This is a genomic window from Streptomyces sp. NBC_00683, assembly GCF_036226745.1.
Classification (GTDB): Bacteria; Actinomycetota; Actinomycetes; order Streptomycetales; family Streptomycetaceae; genus Streptomyces.
On sequence record NZ_CP109013.1, the window covers coordinates 1,130,061 to 1,149,343 of the forward strand.

At 72.0% G+C, this 19,283-nt stretch carries 16 protein-coding genes; 4 read left to right on the plus strand and 12 right to left on the minus strand.

Translation table 11 applies throughout. The features are described from left to right. Window positions 1–185: 185 nt before the first annotated feature. From OG257_RS05070 to OG257_RS05125, 12 genes are all read right to left on the minus strand, one after another. Window positions 186–1,697, minus strand: coding sequence for a carboxylesterase/lipase family protein (locus OG257_RS05070; RefSeq protein WP_329205095.1), 1,512 nt, complete (start codon window positions 1,695–1,697; stop codon window positions 186–188). Window positions 1,698–1,833: 136 nt separating this feature from the next. Further along, window positions 1,834–3,318 carry a UDP-N-acetylmuramoyl-L-alanyl-D-glutamate--2,6-diaminopimelate ligase gene (locus OG257_RS05075; protein WP_329205096.1) on the minus strand — a complete coding sequence of 495 codons (1,485 nt, stop codon included), beginning with the start codon at window positions 3,316–3,318 and terminating at the stop codon, window positions 1,834–1,836. A 378-nt stretch (window positions 3,319–3,696) separates the two neighbouring features. Next, complete coding sequence (locus OG257_RS05080; protein ID WP_329205098.1) at window positions 3,697–5,253, minus strand: ABC transporter ATP-binding protein; 1,557 nt, start codon at window positions 5,251–5,253, stop codon at window positions 3,697–3,699. Then, window positions 5,250–6,059 (minus strand): ABC transporter permease, encoded by an 810-nt coding sequence (locus OG257_RS05085; protein WP_329205100.1) that lies wholly within the window; start codon window positions 6,057–6,059, stop codon window positions 5,250–5,252. Before OG257_RS05085 ends, OG257_RS05080 begins: the two co-directional genes overlap by 4 nt. Next, window positions 6,056–7,009, minus strand: a complete 954-nt coding sequence (locus OG257_RS05090; RefSeq protein WP_329205102.1) for an ABC transporter permease — start codon at window positions 7,007–7,009, stop codon at window positions 6,056–6,058. Before OG257_RS05090 ends, OG257_RS05085 begins: the two co-directional genes overlap by 4 nt. After that, complete coding sequence (locus OG257_RS05095) at window positions 7,006–8,601, minus strand: ABC transporter substrate-binding protein (RefSeq protein ID WP_329205104.1); 1,596 nt, start codon at window positions 8,599–8,601, stop codon at window positions 7,006–7,008. Before OG257_RS05095 ends, OG257_RS05090 begins: the two co-directional genes overlap by 4 nt. A 40-nt stretch (window positions 8,602–8,641) precedes the next feature. After that, window positions 8,642–9,445, minus strand: a complete 804-nt coding sequence (locus OG257_RS05100) for a class I SAM-dependent DNA methyltransferase (protein ID WP_329205105.1) — start codon at window positions 9,443–9,445, stop codon at window positions 8,642–8,644. Beyond that, complete coding sequence (locus tag OG257_RS05105; RefSeq protein WP_329205106.1) at window positions 9,442–10,716, minus strand: MFS transporter; 1,275 nt, start codon at window positions 10,714–10,716, stop codon at window positions 9,442–9,444. The genes OG257_RS05100 and OG257_RS05105 overlap by 4 nt, the downstream gene beginning before the upstream one ends. Continuing rightward, the gene (locus OG257_RS05110; protein WP_329205108.1) at window positions 10,713–11,789 is read right to left on the minus strand and encodes an enolase C-terminal domain-like protein; all 1,077 of its coding nucleotides are present in this window, start codon (window positions 11,787–11,789) and stop codon (window positions 10,713–10,715) included. Before OG257_RS05110 ends, OG257_RS05105 begins: the two co-directional genes overlap by 4 nt. Further along, entirely contained in the window at window positions 11,786–12,871 is a 1,086-nt protein-coding gene (locus tag OG257_RS05115) for a PLP-dependent cysteine synthase family protein (protein WP_329205109.1), read from the minus strand. Before OG257_RS05115 ends, OG257_RS05110 begins: the two co-directional genes overlap by 4 nt. Beyond that, the gene (locus tag OG257_RS05120; RefSeq protein WP_329205111.1) at window positions 12,868–13,752 is read right to left on the minus strand and encodes a Rossmann-like domain-containing protein; all 885 of its coding nucleotides are present in this window, start codon (window positions 13,750–13,752) and stop codon (window positions 12,868–12,870) included. Before OG257_RS05120 ends, OG257_RS05115 begins: the two co-directional genes overlap by 4 nt. Then, the gene (locus OG257_RS05125) at window positions 13,749–15,005 is read right to left on the minus strand and encodes an ATP-grasp domain-containing protein (protein WP_329205115.1); all 1,257 of its coding nucleotides are present in this window, start codon (window positions 15,003–15,005) and stop codon (window positions 13,749–13,751) included. Before OG257_RS05125 ends, OG257_RS05120 begins: the two co-directional genes overlap by 4 nt. 274 nt (window positions 15,006–15,279) lie before the next feature. On the opposite strand from OG257_RS05125, the gene OG257_RS05130 reads away from it, so the two are divergent. From OG257_RS05130 to OG257_RS05145, 4 genes are all read left to right on the plus strand, one after another. After that, a complete protein-coding gene (locus tag OG257_RS05130) occupies window positions 15,280–15,753 on the plus strand; it encodes a DUF5709 domain-containing protein (RefSeq protein ID WP_329205117.1) in 474 nt (157 codons plus the stop codon). Between the two features lie 64 nt (window positions 15,754–15,817). Then, a complete protein-coding gene (gene gndA, locus OG257_RS05135; RefSeq protein WP_329205119.1) occupies window positions 15,818–17,260 on the plus strand; it encodes an NADP-dependent phosphogluconate dehydrogenase in 1,443 nt (480 codons plus the stop codon). Window positions 17,261–17,361: 101 nt separating this feature from the next. Further along, complete coding sequence (locus OG257_RS05140; protein WP_329205121.1) at window positions 17,362–18,432, plus strand: Dyp-type peroxidase; 1,071 nt, start codon at window positions 17,362–17,364, stop codon at window positions 18,430–18,432. Beyond that, on the plus strand, window positions 18,432–19,229 hold the full coding sequence (locus OG257_RS05145) for a family 1 encapsulin nanocompartment shell protein (RefSeq protein ID WP_329214903.1): 798 nt from the start codon (window positions 18,432–18,434) through the stop codon (window positions 19,227–19,229). The genes OG257_RS05140 and OG257_RS05145 overlap by 1 nt, the downstream gene beginning before the upstream one ends. Window positions 19,230–19,283: the final 54 nt, after the last annotated feature.

Below are 19,283 nucleotides of genomic sequence, written 5' to 3' on the forward strand. Positions count from 1 at the left end.
CGCTCTCAGAAGTGCCGCAACGGACTGTAGTCCAGATCGATGAACAGGTCCATGCCAATGACACCCCGGTTGGGCGGATGCACTCGTCCGGTGAGCCGTCAGCGGTCCTGCTGTCACGGGAAACGGACGACTCCGAGGCCGCGAGGAGCAGTCGACGGCCGGCGGCCGGCGGCCCATGGTCCCGATCAGGGTGCCAGCAATGGGAGTCCGGCCTCGCGCCACCCCGTACGGAACGTCTCCCACGCGCCGCCGGAGTCGCCGGCGGCGGTGTCCCAGGTCCTCACCGCACCCGTGGGACCGCCGACCGGCGGCCAGCCCGCATCGCCGGTGGCGGCGAAGCCTGCCCATGCCCGCATCATGCGCCCCGAGAGCTCGTGATCGGCGGGGGCCGGAGGGCCGCCCACGAGGAAGTGGACGCTCTCCTCGTCGAGGTTGCCGAAGGCGAACGGGATGTCCGCGCAGTGCCAGGCCCGGACGGGTTCGCCCTGACCACCGCGCTGCCGGGCGAACCGGGACAGGAAGGCCCGGCCGCCTGCCCGCGCATGGGATTCGGCGAGTCTGCTGCTGTACTCGCCGAACAGCATGTCTCCGTACACGGCCAGGAAGACATCGAGTACGGGAGCACCGGGCATTCGTGCGCGGTAGTCGTCCAGCAGCGCCGAGGGCAGCCGGAAGTCTGCGGCGAAGAGGGCGAGTTGCTCCTCGGTGGTGATCTTCGCGCTGCTGCCGACGGCGTCCAGCAGCCAGTACTCCTCGGTCGTGTGGCAGACGAGCAGATCGACATCCGACGCGCCGCCGGCTGCGGACGCAGTGAGGGGGTCCAGCGGCAGCGTCTCGCCGCCCGCCACCGGCCCGTAGATGGCCGGGTCGTAGTGGCGCTGTCCCGATGCCGGGTCGCGGCGGTAGGCGTCGGCCACGGTGTCCGAGGCGTCGACGAGGGCGCCCGGGGAAGCGGAGACGAGGCCGTCGTACGTGGCCGGCACGCCCGCTGCGGCGGCGACCTCCTGGGTGGTGCGGGCAGCGGATTCCGGGGAGGCGCAGGAGTTCACGGCGCTGTGTGCGACGGCACGGCGGAACAGTCCGCGCGCCCGGTCCATCGCCTTCAGGCAGGCCACGGAGGTCGCTCCGGAGGACTGTCCGGCCACGGTGACGTTGTCGACGGCGCCGCCGAACGCGGCGATGTGGTCCCGCACCCACTCCAGGGCGGCGATCTGGTCGAGCAGGCCCCGGTTGTCCGGGCAGGGCTCCCCGCGACCGACGGCCGGGACGTGCCCGAACCCCTCGAAGCCGAGACGGTAGTTGAGCGAGACCACGACGAGTCCGTGTCCGGCAAGGGCCGTGCCGTCGAAGTCGGGCTGCGCGGAGGAGCCGAAGACGTAGGCTCCGCCGTGGATCCAGACGAGCACCGGGAGCGCGTCGCCGGGGCCGCCCGGGGTCCAGATGTTGAGGCTGAGGACGTCCTCGTCGCCGGGTGACCAGCTTGGCGCTCCGGGCAGTTGTGCGGACTGCGGGGCGACAGGTCCGAACGCCGCGCAGTCCCTGATGCCGTCCCAGGCGGCGGCAGGGCGCGGGGCCCGGAGCCGGCCGACACCGAACGGCGGTGCGGCGTACGGGATTCCGCGCAGCACGACGACTGAGGGACTGCTCGCGGTCCGCCGTCCGCGGACCGCTCCCTGCCTCGTCCTGAACACCGTCATCCGCGCTCCCCCGTTGCGTCTGCCGCCTCCTCGGACGGCACGGTGTTCAGCCTTTCACCGGGCGGGCCGTGCGGGCCAACACCAAGATCGCATCCGTTGACGCACTTCCGATGTGAATCGGGGCCTTGCCCCGGACCTACAGCGGGCTCTGCGGCAGTGCGATTTCGCGCACGGTGGCCATGTCGCTGAACGGGATCAGCTCGTCGCCGACGATCTGGTGGGGCTCGCTCCCCTTGCCGGCGATCAGCACGATGTCGTCCGGGCCCGCCGCGGACAGGGCGAACTCGATGGCGCTACGGCGGTCGGCGCGGCGTTCGAACGGGGTGCCGGTGGCCTCGATGCCGGGTGCGACCTGGTCCAGGATCGCCTCGGGGTCCTCGTGGCGCGGGTTGTCCGAGGTGAGGACGCACAGGTCGGAGTGGGTACCGGCGATCGTTCCCATCTCGGCCCGCTTGGTGGTGTCCCTGTCGCCGCCGCAGCCGAAGACGGTGATGACCTTGGCCGGGGCGAAGCCGCGGACGGTACCGAGGACCTTGTTCAGCGAGTCCGGGGAGTGCGCGTAGTCCACGATCACCGACGTTCCCTGCGGTGTCGTGAAGCGCTCGAACCGGCCCGGGATCTGCGGCATCCGCTCGAGCGCGGCGACCAGCCCTGCGAGGTCGTGTCCCAGGAGGTGGCAGGCGGCCACCGTGGCCAGCGCGTTCGCCACCGAGAACCGGCCGGGTGAGGGGATCGCCGCCGGGTACTTGCGGCCGTCGTGGTGCAGGGTGAAGCGGGTGCCCGATGCGTCCACGGAGAGGTCGGTCGCCCGGTAGTCCGCATCGGTGTCGAGGGCGTACGTGGTCACCGCGCCGGGCATCATCGCCTGGATGCCGGCTCCCACCGGGTCGTCCGCGTTGACCACGGCGCGCCGGCACAGCCCCTGGAAGAGGCGCAGCTTCGCGTCCCGGTAGTTCTCCATCGTTCCGTGGTCGTCCAGGTGGTCCTGGCTCAGGTTGGTGAAGACACCCACGTCGATGAAGGTGCGGTCCACCCGGTGCGTGAGCAGGCCCATCGACGTGGCCTCCAGGACCACATTGCCCACTCCCCTGTCCCGCATGCACCCCAGCAGGTACTGCAGGTCGGGCGATTCCGGTGTGGTCAGCACGGACTGAGGCATCGGGATCAGCTCGTCGCCGATGCGGCTGCCGGCGGTGCCGATGACGCCGCTCCGCACGCCCTCGGAGATCCGCAGCACGGACTCGACCATGTACGAGACGGAGGTCTTCCCGTTGGTGCCCGTGATCGCCACCATGTCCATCTGCTTCCCCGGCTCGCCGAAGTAGCGCGATGCGACGACCGCGGCCGCGACACGGGTGTCCGGCACCCGCACGACGCAGACGTCGGCCGCTGCGGCGGGCAGCACGCAGCTGTCGTCCACGATGACCGCCACCGCGCCCCGGGCAAGGGCGGGGGCCACGGATTCCGGGCCGCCCTCCACATGTCCCGGCACCGCGATGAACAGGGATCCCGGTGCCACCCGGTCCGCGTCGAAGGTCGTTCCCGCGGTGATCACGGTCTTCTCCGGGTCACCCTGGAGTAGGTCGTGGTCCTGCCCGGCCAGCAGCGCGCTCAGCTTCAAGATGTTCCCTTCGAGGGTGGCTGTGGCCGTGGTGGGGCCGTCGCCGGGGCGCAGCGACGGCGGTGCGCCGAAGCTGCGGTGGTGAAGTGGGGCTCGTGCGCCGTGCGGCGAGCGCTGTGCGACGAGCGGTATGCGATGAGCGAGGTGCGATGGGCAGTACGCGTGGCGGAGCAGCGGGACGGGGCAGAGCCCCGGTCAGGAACCGCTGAAGATCGCTAGCCGTGTCCGTGCAGGACGGTGCGGCTGCTCGCGGACGCATCGAGGGCGGCCTGGTGCAGGCACTTCCCCATGACACTGATGCGACCCATGAGCCGAGTGTACGTCCGCACAGGTGATCCGGATTCCGCTTCGCCGAGGTGAGGCGGCCGTGCGGGCCGGTCAGGGGCGTACGGCCGACCCCCGGCGGGTTGACGCACCGAGCAGCGCAACGGTGAACGGGTGGCCCGGTGCGGTCAGGATCTGTTCCCCGGTGCCCTCCTCGACCACCTCGCCACCGTCCAGTACGACGATGCGCTCCGCCTGCGCCGCGGTGTCCAGGTCGTGGGTGACGAGCACGATGCAGAGGCCGTTCCCCCGCCGGACCAGGGCGGCGAGCAGGTCCAGCAGGGAGCGGCGGGCGATCGGGTCGAGTCCCGAGGTGATCTCGTCGCACACCAGTACCCGGGGCCGGGCGAGCAGCGCCCTGGCGAGCGCCGCGCGCTGGAGTTCGCCGCCGGAGAGCCGCCCCGGGAGCCTTCGTACGAACTCGTCGCCCAGTCCAAGGTCCGCGAGGGTCTGCCGGGCCTCCCGCACCGCCTCCTCACGGCCGGTTCCGCGCAGCCGTACCGCCGTGCGTGCCACCTGGTCCAGAACGGGCCGGTGTTCGTCGAAGGCCGCCCGCGCGTCCTGGAAGACGTACTGCACGGCGGCGAGCTGCTCGCGGCTCCGGTCCCGCAGGCTCCGGGGCAGGGCCTTCCCGTCGAGCGAAACGTCCCCTTCGTGGTCGCGGTGGAGTCCGGCGAGGCACCGGGCGAGCGTGGTCTTGCCGCTGCCCGAGCGGCCGACGACGGCGAGGCACTCACCGGTACGGAGGGCGAGTCCGGCCACCCTCAGCACGTGGCCGGGGGCGCCCCCGGCCCGGTGGTGGGCGACGAGCCGGTCGACCCGCAGCACCTCCGTTCCAGGGGTACCGGGGCTCCCTGCTTGCGTGTGCGGCATGGTCCCCGGTCCGGCCAGGAGCTCCTGCGTCCACGGATGTGTGGGGGTCGCGAGCACGCGGTGCGCCGGCCCGTGTTCCACCACGCGTCCGCCCCGCATCACCACTACCTCGTCCGCGAGTTCGCGTACGACGTCCATGTCGTGGCTGAGCAGCACGACGGCGATGCCCTTGCGGGCCACCGCTGCCAGCCGTCCGACGATGCGGCGCTTGGTCAGGGCGTCCTGCCCGGTGGTGGGCTCGTCGGCGACGACGATACGGGCGCCGAGCAGCAGCGCCTGGGCGATGACGACACGCTGCTGCTGTCCCCCGGACAGCTGGTGCGGATAGCGGTGCAACAGCGCTTCGGCGTCGGCGAGCTGGGCGTCACCGAGCGCTTCGATCACGCGCTGTCCCGCCGCCGTACGACGCCGGGCCCGGGGCAGGCCGCGCACCTGCTGCCGCGCCATGTCGTGCAACAGGGCGCCGACGCGGCGGGCCGGGTTGAGGACGGCCGCGGGATGCTGGGGTACGTAGCCGACCCGGGTGTCGTGCACCCGTACCTCGCCCGTCACGCGGGCGCCCGCGGGGTACTCGCCGAGCAGGGCGAGGCCGGTGGTCGTCTTGCCGCTGCCGGACGCGCCGACCAGTGCGGTGACCGTGCCTGCCCGGACCCGGAGGCTGACGCGGTCGACGAGGGCGCGTCCGTCGATCTCGACGCTCAGCCGGCTGATCTCGGCGAGTACAGGGTGCTGGTTCATGGGCGTCGGCCCTTCCTCGGCGGCGTGCGGCTTTCCATGGCCGCGTCGACGAGCAGATTGCTGCCCATGGTCAGCGCGACGATGAGCAGGGCGGGTACGACGACCGCCCACGGCTGGACGAACAGTCCGGTCCGGTTGCGGTCCACCATCACGGCCCAGTCCGCGGCGTCCGGGGCGACCCCGATGCCGAGGAAGGCAGCTGTGGCGACCAGGTAGAGCACTCCGGTCAGCCGGATCCCGGCGTCGGCTGCCAGGGTCCGCAGGATGGACCGTCCGACGTAGCCGACGGCGATGCGCCACCAGCTCTCGCCCTGCATCCGCAGGGCCTCCACGGCGGGCCGGGAGGCGGCTTCCGCGGCGGCCGCGCGCACGATGCGGGCGGCGTCCGGTACCGAGACGGCGGCGACCAGCAGGGCGAGTCCGGCGGCACCTGGCGGAAAGGCCGCCGCGACCAGCAGGATCATGAGGAGCGAGGGCACGGCGAGCAGTACGTCCAGCGGACGCATCAGCAGTTCCTCCAGCCAACTGCGGTGGGTGAGGGCACTGATCAGCCCGAGGGGCAGGGCGACCAGATAGGCGAGGGCCGTCGCGACCAGCGCGACCAGGACCACGGACCGTCCGCCGAGCAGCACCTGGTCCAGGACGTCACGGCCTACGAAGTCGGTGCCGAGCCAGTGGCCGCCGCCGAGGGTGAAGGAGGCTGCGCGGGCCGAGGGTTCGCCCACGAGGAGCGGCCCGAGGACGGCGAGGCCGAGCGGCACTCCGGCAATGGCCGCGCCGGGCCCGTACCTCCCGAGCCGCTTCACGCCGCCACCCCCGACCGTGGCGCGAAATGATGGGTGACAAGATCGGCGCCGAGGTTGATGACGACGGTGGCGAGGCCGAAGACCACGGCGAGCCCCTGCACCACGGGGATGTCGCGGTCGGCCACCGCGTTCATGAGTACGGTGCCGAGTCCGGGGATGACGTACAGCGCCTCCACGACGACGACGCCGCACAGCAGCCAGTCGATGGTGCGGGCGAGCTGCTGGGTGGCGGGAGCAAGGGCGTTGGGCAGAGCGTGCCCGTACCGGATGCGTGCGCCGGAGATTCCGTAGCGGCGGGCCTGGGCGGAGTACGGGGCGGCGAGCGCCTCGATCATTCCCGCCCGGACCAGCCGGGACAGCGAGCAGACCGGCCGCGCGAGCAGCACCAGCACGGGCAGGACGAGGGCGGCCGGGTGCGCGAGCAGGTCGGTGCCGTAGCCCACGGCGGTCGGCGGGAACCAGCCGAGCCGGAGGGCGAACACGCTCACCAGCACCACCCCCAGGGCGAATTCGGGGACGGCGTAGACACCGAGGGTCGCCGAGCTGATGAGCCGGTCCGTGAGCCGGCCCTCGCGGCGGGCGGCGAGCACTCCGAGTCCGACTCCGACGGGGACGAGGAGCAGCACGGTGAGGGTCGCGAGGAGCAGGGTCGGTCCGAAGCCGTCCGCGAGGAAGGCTGCCACGGGCCGGCCGGAGGTGAGCGAGGTCCCGAAGTCCCCGTGCAGCAGGCCCGTCGCCCAGTCGGCCAGCCGGACGTGCGCGGGTTCGTCGAGCTCCATCGCCTCGCGTACGGCCGCGATGCGTGCCGGGTCGGGCTGGTCGCCGGCGAAGGCCACGGCGGCGTCGCCCGGCAGCGCCTCGGTGAGTGCGAAGACCAGCAGCACGACGGCCCCGGTCTGCGCCACGCCGAGGAGCAGCCGCCGGGCGATCCAGGAACGCAGTCCGTTCACGCCAGCCAGACCTTGTCGAAGCGCGCCCAGTCCAGGGTGTTGGCGGGTGCCTCGCGCGCGACGCCCCGTACGGAGCGTGCGGTGCCGAGGATCCAGTCCCCGAATCCCCAGACGAGGAAGCCGCCCCGGGTGTGCAGTTGGCGCTGCATGCGGCCGTAGAGGGCATCGCGTCCCGCCTTGTCCTTGGTGGACTGGGCCTGCTGGTAGAGCGTGTCGAAGCTCTTGTCCTGCCACTTGGTCGCGTTGGTGGTGGAGCCGGTGAGCAGCCGCTGGGAGATGTGCGACTCGATGGGCATGGCTCCGGACCGGTAGCAGCACAGGGTGCCGGAATCGAGGATGTCCTTCCAGTAGGAGTCCTTGCTGCCCGTCCGGACGGTGACGGTCACCCCGGCACGAGCCGCCTGGTCGCGGAAGATTCCTGCGGCTTCGGTGAACCCGGTGGCGACGGCGGATGTGTCGAGGGTGACCTTCAGGTTCTCCGCGCCGGCCTGCTTGAGGAGGTGGCGGGCGCGGTCGATGTCCTGTACGCGCTGCGGGAGTTCGTCCGCGTAGTACTCGTACCCCTTGCCGAAGAGGTCGTTGCCGATCTCGCCCGCGCCGGAGAGCGCACCGTCCACGAGTTCCTTGCGGTCTGCGATGTGGAAGAACGCCTCGCGGACGCGGGGGTCGTCGAAGGGCGGCCGGTCGGTCTTCATGGCGAAGGCCTGCATGGCGCTGTTCCGCAACCGGACGATCTCGATGCTGCCGGCCTTCTCGTGTGCGCGGCCGGTGGCGGGGTTCAGCTCGTGCGCGTATTCGACCTGGCCGCCGAGGAGGGCGTTGACGCGGGCTGACTCCTCGTTGGCGACGACGAATTCGAGCTCGTCGAGGTGCGGGGCGCCGTCCCAGTAGTCGTCGTTGCGGCGCAGGACGGTGGAGCGCCCGGGTACGAAGGAGACGAACCGGAAGGGACCCGAGCCGACAGGTCGCCGATCGAATCCGGTGGCGCCGTCCGGGACGATGTACGTACCGAACGCGGCGAGTACGTTGGGGAGTTCGGCCGTCGGCCGTTTGAGTACGAACTCGACGGTCCGCTCCCCGGTGGCGCGGCTCGCCTTCAGGTCGATGGGCTCCAGGGAGGCCCGTGCCCGGTACGCCTTCTCCGGGTCGGCGATGCGGCGGTAGCTGTACAGGACGTCGGCGGCGGTCACCGGCTTCCCATTGTGGAAGTCGGCCTGCCGCAGGGTGACGGTCCAGCGGTCGAGCGCCGCGTTCGGCTCCCATTTCTCGGCCAGTCGTGGCTCGGCGGACAGGTCCGCGCCGTAGTCGGCGAGCTTGTCGAAGAGCGCCTTGGCACGGGCCGCGTCGGCGAAGAGGTTGCCCAGGTGGGGGTCGAGCGTCTCGCTCGCACCACCGCCGGCGAATGCGGCGCGCAGCCGTCCGCCGCGTCGCGGGGTGCTCTCTCCCCCGGCGGCGGAATGGTCGGTGGTGCCGCTGCCGGAGCATCCGGTGAGTGCGAGTGCGCCGAGGCCGGCCGCTCCCCCGGCTGCGGCCAGGAAGCCGCGCCTGCGAAGGCCGGGGTAACTGTCGTGCGAACTGGGCGAATTGGGCATGGCTGATCTCCTGTTGACGGAAGTTGCATGGGGATGGTTCTCAGGCGGTGCGGCGCGCCACGACGTGGAGGCGGTCACCGTCGGCCGTGCGTCCGGGGCCGTCGCCCGGCCGCCAGGCCGGTTCGGTGCGCGGCCCGGGACCGTCGTGCAGCACGAGGACCTCGAAGCCGTGGACGGTGAGGAGGTGGCGCAGTTCCTGGGGGAACAGCAGCCGCCAGGCGGAGCGCTCCTCGACGGGCGGTGTGCCGTCGTCCGTGCTCCAGGTGCGGGTACGCCGCAGGAGTTGGGCCGTACGGTCCACGTCCAGGACGGTGGTCGAGCGGTAGGTGGTGCCGTGCCAGGTGAATTGCGCGACGGCCGGCCCGGCGGGTGGTTCGTTCCGGCCGAGGAAGTACGCGCCGTTGCGCATCTCCGCGACCAGCAGGCCGCCAGGGGCCAGGGCGCGGCGGCAGGATGTGAGGAAGCCGTCGAGCTGTTCGTTCGTGTGGCAGTACAGCAGCGAACTGTCCAGGCACACCGCGGCGTCGAAGGCCCGCGGGCCGAGATCGAATCCGCTCAGGTCGGCGCGTGCGTAGACCGGTCCGGGATGGTGGGTACGGGCGTGGTCGAGCATCGAGGCGGAGAGGTCGACTGCCGTGACGTGGCGTCCTGCACGGTGGAGGTGGGCGGCGTCGCGTCCGGTGCCGCAGCCCAGGTCCAGGACCGCCGGGCCCGCCCCGTACCGGCGCAGGCAGTCCTCGGCCCATTGGCCGGCGAGCCGGCCGGGGTCGGGGAACCGTGCCTCGTACAGCGCGGGGCGGTCGGTGAGCAGGTTCCCCGTCTCTTCGGGCCCCGTGTGCTTCATGCCGTCACCGGTACGGGTGCCGGGTGCGCCGCGGGAAGGGTGCCGGTGCGGTGGAGCCATGCCACGCCCCCCGCGGATACGAGGCCGAGCAGGAGGCAGCAGACCCAGGGCAGTAGGCCGGCGGCGCTCCCCGCCCCGCCACTCCCGGCCGCGTCCATCGCCCAGCCGACGGCTGTGTTGCCGACTGCCGCGGCGATGCCGGACACCGCGTAGAAGATCCCGAAGTAGGTTCCCGTCAGTTCGGGCCGCCCGAATCCGGGGATCAGTTCCATGACGAACGGCTGCGCGGTCATGATCCCGAGGTGGAGCAGGAAGGCTCCGGCCAGTACGGGCAGGGCACGCAGGACGGCGTCCGTGGGACCGTCGGGCGGTGCCCCGGTCCCGGCCAGTGTCATGGGCGGTATGAAGGCGAGGGCCATGAGGGCGAGCCCGGTGGCTATCCAGCGGCCCCTGCTGCCGCGTCGTTTCAGTACGCGGGTGATGCGGAGTTGCAGGGCGAGGCCGGCGAGCGTACCGACGAGGAAGACGAGTCCGGCCGCACCGTCCCAGCCGGTGGCCCTCCGGGCACTGTCGGGCAGCAGGAGGTAGAGCTGGTTCTCCAGGGTGAACATGCCGACCATGACCAGGGCGAAGGCGAGGAAGGCGCGGTTGCCGACGGCCTCCCGCCAGTCGGCGGTGACGCTGCTCGTGGCCGGTGGCACGTCGCGGGCGGGGAGGACCATGGCCTGGGCGACCGTGAGCAGGGCGAATATCGCTGCGGCGGTGAGCGCGGAGGCCCGGAAGTCGACGAGGAGCAGGGCGCTGCCCAGGAGCGGGCCCAAGAGGGCGCCGGTGGTCGCGAAGACATGGAAGAGCGCGAAGGCCTCGGCCTTGCGCTCCCCCGCCTCCTGGGAGAGGTAGGTGCGGACGGCGGGGTTGAAGAGGGCCCCTGCCACCCCGCTGAGCACCGAGGCGGCGAGCAGGACCGGCAGTCCGTCGCCGAGGGCGAACAGGGCGAAGCCGACGGTGCGTATCGCGCAGCCGGCGACGATGACGCCGCGCGCCCCCAGCCGGTCGGCGGCCGACCCGCCGATGAGGAAGAGGCCCTGCTGGCTGAGGTTGCGGACACCGAGGACGATGCCGACGACGGCTGCGGACATGCCCAGGTTGTCGCCGAGGTGGACGGCCAGGAAGGGGATGAGCAGGTAGAAGCCCGTGTTGACCCCGAGTTGGTTGACGAGGAGGAGCCGGATGGCGAGCGGGAAGCTGCGGATCTCGTGCCAGGTCCTCATGACGCCGCCTCCTCGGACACCTTGTGCTCGGCCGCGGTGCGCTGTCGCACGCCGAGCCCCGGCCGGCCGGTCGTTCCCACGAAGCCGTCGGTGCCGCCGATGCCGGTCCAGGGGTCGTGGGCGAGCAGCAGGTGTCCGTCGAGGTCGATCCAGCGGGCACGGTCGGCGATGTGGACCGCCGGGGCGATACCGAGGGTGCTGGCGGTCAGGCAGCCGAGCATCAGGTCCGTGCCGCTGCCCTCGATCAGGGCGGCGATCCGCAGTGCGGCGTGGAGTCCACCGCACTTGGCGAGTTTGACGTTGATTCCGTGGACGCGTCCGGCGAGCCGCCGGGCGTCCTCGTAGGTGACCGCGTCCTCGTCCGCGATGACGGGCAGCGGGGACCGGGCAGCGAGTCGCGCCAGGGCCTCCGGGTCGCCGGGGGCGAGCGGCTGCTCCACGGCCTCGATGCCGAGTTCGGCGAACCGGGGCAGGAGCGTGCGCGCCTGCCCCGCGGACCAGGCCCCGTTCGGGTCGAGGAGGAGCCGTGCGCCGGGAGCTGCCGCGCGCACGGCCCGTACGCGGTCCAGATCCACCTCCTGGTCCCGGTCGCCCGCCTTGATCTTGATGACGGAGAACCCGGCGTCGGCCAGCAGGCGGGCCCTGGCTGCCGCCCGGCCAGGAGAGGTGAGGGAGATCGTGCGGGCGGTGGCGGCCCTCGGTGCTTCGTGGGAGCCGAGGAACCCGTGTACGGAGGTGGCGGTGCGTTTGCCGACCAGGTCGAGGAGTGCCGCTTCCGTGGCTGCGGTCACCGCGGCGGGTGTCTCCGAAGTGGTGAGCTCACCTACGCGCAGGGCGTGCAGGGCGGTCTCCGGTCCGGCGAAGCGGGTGAGCCGCCCCGCCACGTCGGCCAACAGGCGTTGCAGAGCAGGGGTGTCGAGGCCGTAGAAGACGCTCGTGACGGCCTCGCCGTGACCGCGCAGCCCTTCGTGCTCGACGGTCAGCCGCACGGCGTCGCGCGAGGTCATGGTCGAGCGCGAGATGCGCAGCGGTTCCGCGAGGACGAGCCGGCCGGTGTGCTGGGTGACGTTCACCGCTGCCTCTCCAGGTGTTCGGCGAGGGGATCGGTGACGGTGGTGCACCTGGCCCATCCGGTGTTCTGGGCGGCGCGCGGGTGCGGGATCTCGACGGGTTCGGTGGCCGCCAGGTCCGGGGCGATTCCGTGGGCGGTCGTGAAGTCGTCGTCGTAGACGCTTCCGAGGTAGCGGTGCGGTCCGTCGGGGAAGACGGTGGCGACGGCCGCGCCCGGCTGGGTGCGGGCGGCCCACGCGGCCACGCGTGCGACGGCGCCGGTGCTCCAGCCTCCGCTGACGAAGTTGCCCCGGGCGAGGCGCCGGCAGGTGTCGGCGGCCTCGGCCGGACCGATCCAGTGGACCTCGTCGAAGACGTCGTACGCCACGTTGCGCGGATGGATGCTGCTGCCGAGCCCGCGCATCAGACGGGGTGCCGCGGACTGCCCGAAGATGGTGGATCCCGTGGAGTCGACGGCGATCATGCGCAGGGCGGGCCAGTGTCTGCGCAGCGGTCCGGCGATCCCGGCGCTGTGCCCACCGGTGCCGACGCTGCACACGAGGATGTCCAGGTGGTCGAGCTGGGTGGCCAGTTCGGCGGCGAGGGAGGCGTAACCGGCTGTGTTGTCGGGGTTGTTGTACTGGTCGGGCCAGTAGGCACCGGGCAGCCGGCCGAGCAGGTCGTGCAGCCGTTCCAGGCGGGCGCCCTGCCAGCCACCCCGTTCCGCGGGACGGTCGACGAGCTCCAGCCGGGCGCCGTAGGCGCGCAGCAACTGCCGCATGGATGGTTCGAGTTCACTGTCGCCGACCAGGACGACGGGATGGCCGAGCGCCTGTCCCGCGAAGGCGAGGCCTATGCCGAGGGTGCCGGACGTGGACTCCACCACGGGTGCTCCGGGGCGTAGTTCGCCGCGTTCCTCGGCTCCGAGGAGCATCGAGACCGCGGCCCGTGCCTTCATACCGCCGACGGCGTGCCCTTCGAGCTTGGCCCAGAAGCCGGGGTGGGGTGCCGGGAGACCTGTCGTGATCCTGGCCAGCGGGGTGCGGCCGAGGAGTGCGAGGAGTTCGCGGTGGGGAGCGAGGGTCTGCGGTGCTGCCGTGGTCACGGAGTGCCTCCGTCGTCCGCCGGGTGTCCGTGGCCGGTACCGGGTGCCCTGTCGCCCGCCCGGTAGCGGTGGACGGTGCCGGGTCCGCCGTCGAGCCAGAAGAAGGGGTACGGCTCCGCGCAGACCGCGGCCACTCCGGCGCCGAGGAAGCGGGGCAGCACCGCGCTCCCTGTCTGCGCGAACATGACGAGGGGCTTGCCGTGGTCCAGGGCGTGCCGGCGCAGCGGATCGAAGGTTCCGTTGCCGAGCGTCATGCCGGAGGCCAGCACGGCGTCGCAGTGCGCGACTCCGCCCAAGGCGTCGGTGGCGATGGGTTCGCCCCATTCGGTGGTGCCGCCCTTCAGGTCGCACGGCAGGACGGTGAGTCCCCGTGTGCGCAGTTCGGCCAGCAGGGAGTTGACGACCCCGACGACGAGGACGGTGCCGCCTGGTGCGACGGCCAGCAGGTCGACGACGGTCTTCGCCCGCGCACGGGAGCGCTCGATCGACGTCCCGGCGGGTACGGCCACGGCGTGCGCACCGTCCGCCCGGGTGTGGGGCAGGACGTCCATCAGGTAGGCGTCCAGCGCCGCGACCCGTACCGGCAGCAGCGGATGGGCGAGGAGGCCGGCCACGTCCGCACCGGCGCAGTCGTCGACCGTCCCGGGCGGGAGGGCGCCGGGTTCGACGGAGCACGAGCCGACGGCCCGGCCGAGGCGGAGGCTGAGCACCTCGTTGCGGTACCCGCCGCGCCGCCCGTCGTGCCGTACGGCCTGGGACGTCGTGAAGGCCACGGCGATCCGGCGGGTACGGGGATCCGGCCCCAGTTCCCCGGCCAGTGCGCGGTCCACGAGCACGTCGAAGGTGAGGGTCTCGGCCTCGGTGGCAGCGGTTGTCGTCATGACCGCACCAGCCGGGGGCGCAGGCCTGCGAGCAGCGACTCGACGCGGTCGCGGGCACCGAGTCCTGCGGTGTCGCCCGCCATGACGTGGCCCAGGTAGGCGTTGTTGCTGTCCGCCGCCCCGACCGTCCGCCCCGGCTCGGCGAGCTGCACCTCGAGCACTCCGTCGGCGTCGCGCATCCCGGCGGAGCCCTCGACGGAGGCCAGCGTGCCCGTGGCGTCCGGGACCAGGAATCCGATGGCGGCACTGCGCAGTCCGGTGTCGCGCCGACGGAGATCGGGCCGACGGCCGAGCGCCACGTCGACGCAGGCGGTGGCGAGGTCGATGCCGGTGACGTGACGTACGAGTTCGGTGATGCGGTTTCCCGCGGGGCGCGGGTTGACCTCCACGACGCGGGGTCCGTCGGCGGTCAGTTTGATCTCGGTGTGCGCCACGACGTCGTCGAGTCCGAGTGCGGCTCCGGCGCGTACGGCGGTGTCCGCGGCGGCGGCGACCCCGTCGGGCGTGAGGTCGGCGGGGAACATGTGGCCGGTCTCGACGAAGGCCGGCGCACCGCCGACGCTCTTGTCGGTCACCCCGACGACGTGGACGGTGCCTTCGTACGTCACGGTCTCGACGCTGACCTCGGGGCCCCGGAGGAACTCCTCGAGGAGGATGTGGGCCGTGCGGCGCTGTCCACGGGCGTTGACGGGGAACGCTTCCAACGCACGGCAGGCCGCGGCCAGTTGCGCCGCGTCGTCCACACGCCGGACGAGCATGCCCGCGCACAGGTCCACCGGCTTGACCACCAGCGGGTAGCCGATGTCCCGCGCCGCGCTGTCCGCGGCGACCGCGTCCTCGCAGACCGCGAACCGGGGTCCCGGTAGGCCCGCGGCGGCCAGGATCCGGCGGGTGGCGTCCTTGCGGCAGGCGTTCTCCATCGCCTCGGGTGACGGGCCCCGCAGACCGAGCCGGGCGGCGATCCGGGCGGCCGCGGGCAGGTAGTAGTCGCAGGAGGTGATCACCCCGTCGAAGGGGAGGGCTCCGTGCAGCCGCTCGGCCAGCGGAAGCAGCATGCCGAGGTCATTGGTCGGTGCCGTGACGACGTTCCGTGCGGTGAGCAGCGGATGGGCCGTGCCCTCGGGTGCGGAGCGGAGGTAATGCTGCAGGTCGCGGGTGAGGAAGGTGAAGTGATGCCCGCCCTCGTCCAGTGCCCGCGGCAGCAGCCTGCTCATCGATCCGACCCAGCTCTCGACCACCAACAGGTGAGCCACGAGCTCCCCCTTCTCACAGTGCCGTTGGGAATGGCGGGCAGGCAGATCTCACCCCCTGCTCGGGGGCTGCCCTGTCCGACGCCCACACGCTATCGATAATCGTTTTCATTGTCATCTAAGGTTTCGTCACGCCCTCCCGTGCACCGCTTCCGTTGCGGTGCCCGCTGGACCGGAGTGGAATTGCGTACAGGGACCCGGAACGGGCGCGACGAACCCCGGCGCCCCGCGGACGCGGCGGCAGCCCCACCCACCCCCGGATCGAAAGGAAGACACCATGAGCGACACCGACCGGGGGGACGACGTCTACCAGCCCCAGGAACCGGAAGCCTCCGACCCCGACGACCTGCTCGATGTGGAGGACACCCTGGAGACCACAGGGGTCACCGACGTCCTCGACGAGGGGTACACACCGCCCGAGCGGCCGTGGGCGGTGAACGACGAAGGCACCACCGCGACGGAAGGGCACACGGGCCAGTCCCTCGACACCCGTCTGACCAGGGAGGTTCCCGAAGTCTCCGAAGACGGCGACGGGCCGGGAGATCTGGCCGACGGGGACGGCGAGCTCTACGACACGGAAGTGGGCACCGACCGCGCCGGACGCCTCACCCAGGGTGGCGACGGCCACGTCCCGGCCACACTCACCGCCCAGGACGTCGGCATCGACGGTGCGGCGGCATCGGCCGAGGAAGCGGCGATGCACGTGATTCCCGAGGAGGAGGACCTCCTGGGCGAGGAGACCGCCCGCTGAACACCCACCCGCAAAAACCCGTATCCCTGACCGGCATCCCCGAACAGATTGCAGGAGCACCCACATGAGCGGCACTGCGCAGATCGGCGTCACAGGACTCGCGGTGATGGGCCGCAACCTCGCCCGCAACTTCGCCCGCAACGGCTTCACCGTCGCCGTGCACAACCGCACCACCGCGAAGACCGACGCCCTCGTCGAGGAGTTCGGCCAGGAGGGCACATTCGTCGCCGCGCACACCCCGCAGGAGTTCGTCGCAGCCCTGGAGCGCCCCCGCCGCCTGGTCATCATGGTCAAGGCGGGTGAGCCGACCGACGCCGTGATCAAGGAGTTCGCCCCGCTCCTGGAGGACGGCGACGTCATCATCGACGGCGGCAACGCCCACTTCGAGGACACCCGCCGCCGCGAGAAGGAGCTGCGCGAACGCGGGATCCACTTCGTCGGCGTGGGCATCTCCGGCGGCGAGGAGGGTGCGCTGAACGGGCCGAGCATCATGCCCGGCGGTTCCGAGGAGTCCTACGCGTCGCTGGGACCGATGCTGGAGAAGATCGCCGCCAAGGCGAAGGACGGCTCACCGTGCACCACCCACATCGGGCCGGACGCCGCCGGGCACTTCGTGAAAATGGTCCACAACGGCATCGAGTACGCGGACATGCAGCTCATCGCGGAGGCGTACGACCTGCTGCGGGCCGTCGCCGGCTACTCCCCCGCCCGGATCGCCGAGACCTTCCGGAGCTGGAACACCGGGCGCCTCGACTCCTACCTGATCGAGATCACGGCCGAGGTGCTCGCCCACACGGACGAGGCGACGGGGCGGCCTTTCGTCGACGTCGTGCAGGACCGGGCGGAGCAGAAGGGCACCGGCCGCTGGACCGTGCAGATCGCGCTCGACCTGGGTGTGCCCGTGTCCGGGATCGCCGAGGCTGTCTTCGCCCGCTCCCTGTCGGGACACGCCGACCTGCGCGAGGCGGCCCGTGATCTGCCGGGCCCGTCCGCCACCGCACTGGACGCGGCGGACGCGGCGGCCTTCGCCGACCGGGTCGAGCAGGCGCTGTACGCATCGAAGATCGTCTCGTACACGCAGGGCTTCCACCAGATCAGGGCGGGCAGCGACGCCTACGGCTGGGACATCGACCTCGGGGCGGTGTCTGCGATCTGGCGGGCCGGGTGCATCATCCGCGCCGCGTTCCTGGACCGGATCAGGGCGGCGTACGACACCCGCCCCGACCTGCTGAGCCTGCTCTCCGACAAGCAGTTCGCCGAGGAGATCGGCGCGGCGCAGGACGACTGGCGCTCGGTGGTCGCCGAGGCCGTACGCCAGGGTGTGCCGACCCCCGGTTTCGCCGCGGCGCTCTCGTACTACGACGGGCTCCGCGCCGACCGGCTGCCGGCGGCACTCACACAGGGCCAGCGGGACTTCTTCGGGGCGCACACCTACCGGCGCACGGACCGCGAAGGCTCGTTCCACACGCTCTGGGGCGGCGACAGGTCGGAGACCGCCACCGGCTGACCGGGGCCGCGCCTTCGCCCGGCCGGACCGCCCGGGGTGCGGCCGGGACGGGGCTGTGGATTAGTGGCAGGGAGCCCTGCCACCACCCACGGAGTGCGCGCATGCCCGAGGCCGTCCCGGATCCCGTCGCCGTCCAGCCCGTCGTCACACCGCTGACCAGCGCCGCGCTGGTCCTGGTCGCCACGATCGAGCCGGGGGGCGAGTCCGCGGTGCGCGAGGTGCTGCCCGATCTCGCCGCCTTCGCCCGCTCGATCGGCTTCCGGGTGCCGAGCGCCGGGCTGGCGTGCGTGACGGGTTTCGGCTCGGACGCCTGGGACCGGCTGTTCTCGGGTCCAAGGCCGGCCTCCCTGCATCCGTTCCAGGAGTTGCGGGGTCCGCTGCATCATGCTCCCGCCACCCCCGGCGATCTGCTGTTCCATGTCCGGGCGGAACAGATGGACGTCTGCTACGAGTGGGCGTCCCAGCTGCTCGGCAGGCTGGGCGGCGCGGTGAAGGTCGTCGACGAGGTCCACGGATTCCGCTACTTCGACCACCGGGATCTGCTCGGCTTCGTCGACGGTACGGAGAACCCCGTGGGCAAGGACGCCCTGGCGGCGGCCCTGGTCGGCGACAGCGATCCCGCCTTCGCCGGCGGCAGCTACATCATCGTGCAGAAGTACCTCCACGACCTGGCCGGCTGGAACGGTCTCAGCACCGAGCAGCAGGAACGGATCATCGGCCGCACCAAGTTCAGCGACATCGAGCTCGCCGACGACGTCAAGCCCGCCGACTCCCATGTCGCGCTGAACACCATCACCGATCCGGACGGCACCGAACACGACATCCTGCGCGCCAACATGCCGTTCGGCAGCTTCGAACAGGGCGAATTCGGCACGTACTTCATCGGGTACGCCGCCGATCCCGGAGTGACCGAGCAGATGCTCCGCAACATGTTCCTCGGCAGCCCGCCCGGCACCCACGACCGCATTCTCGACTTCTCCACGGCCGTCACCGGCACGCTCTTCCACGCCCCCAGCGCCGATTTCCTCGACGCCCCTCCGCCGTTGCCCGCCCCCGCCGGTTCCGAGGCCCTGCCGGAGCCGGCGCCCGCGCCGGTGCCGCAGTCCCCGTCCGCCGCGGCGGTCCGTGACGGTTCGCTGCGCATCGGCAGCCTGCAAGAAAGCGCCCAATGATGAACAACCTCCACCGCGAACTGGCCCCCGTCACCGGCGCCGCCTGGGACCAGATCGAAGAAGAAGCCCGGCGCACCTTCAGCCGCCATGTGGCCGGCCGTCGTGTGGTGGACGTCCATGACCCGGAGGGCCCCGGCCTGGCGGCCATCGGCGACGGGCACCTGCGCGACATCGACCCGCCCACCCCCGACGTGATCGCCCGCGCCCGCACGTCCACGCCCGTCATCGAGTGGCGGGTGCCGTTCACGGTGACCCGGGCGGCCGTCGACGACGTGGAACGCGGCTCCGAGGACAGCGACTGGCAGCCCGTCAAGGACGCGGCCCGCACCTGTGCGTTCGCCGAGGACATGGCCGTCATCGACGGGTACGCGGCGGCCGGCATCACGGGCCTGCGGGACGGTTCCTCGCACACCCCTCTCGCGCTTCCCGCGGACGCCCGGGACTACCCGGCCGCCGTGAGCCAGGCACTGACCCGGCTGCGGCTGGCCGGTGTCGACGGACCGTACCGGCTGCTCCTCGGCGCCGACGCGTTCACCGAGGCCACCGAGACCTCCGACCACGGCTATCCGGTGGCCACCCACCTGGCCCGGGTGCTCGACGAACCGATCCTGTGGGCGCCCGCGGTCAAGGGCGGGGTGCTGCTGTCCACCCGCGGCGGCGACTTCGAACTGTGCCTGGGCCAGGATCTGTCCATCGGCTACCTGGACCACGACGCCACGGACATCCGGCTCTACTTCCATCAGGCCTTCACCTTCCGGATGCTGACGCCCGAGGCGGTGATCGGGCTCATCGCCTGACCCGCGTGCCGGGACCGGCGGTCAGGAGCAATCGCGTGCCCCGGGGCCGCGCAG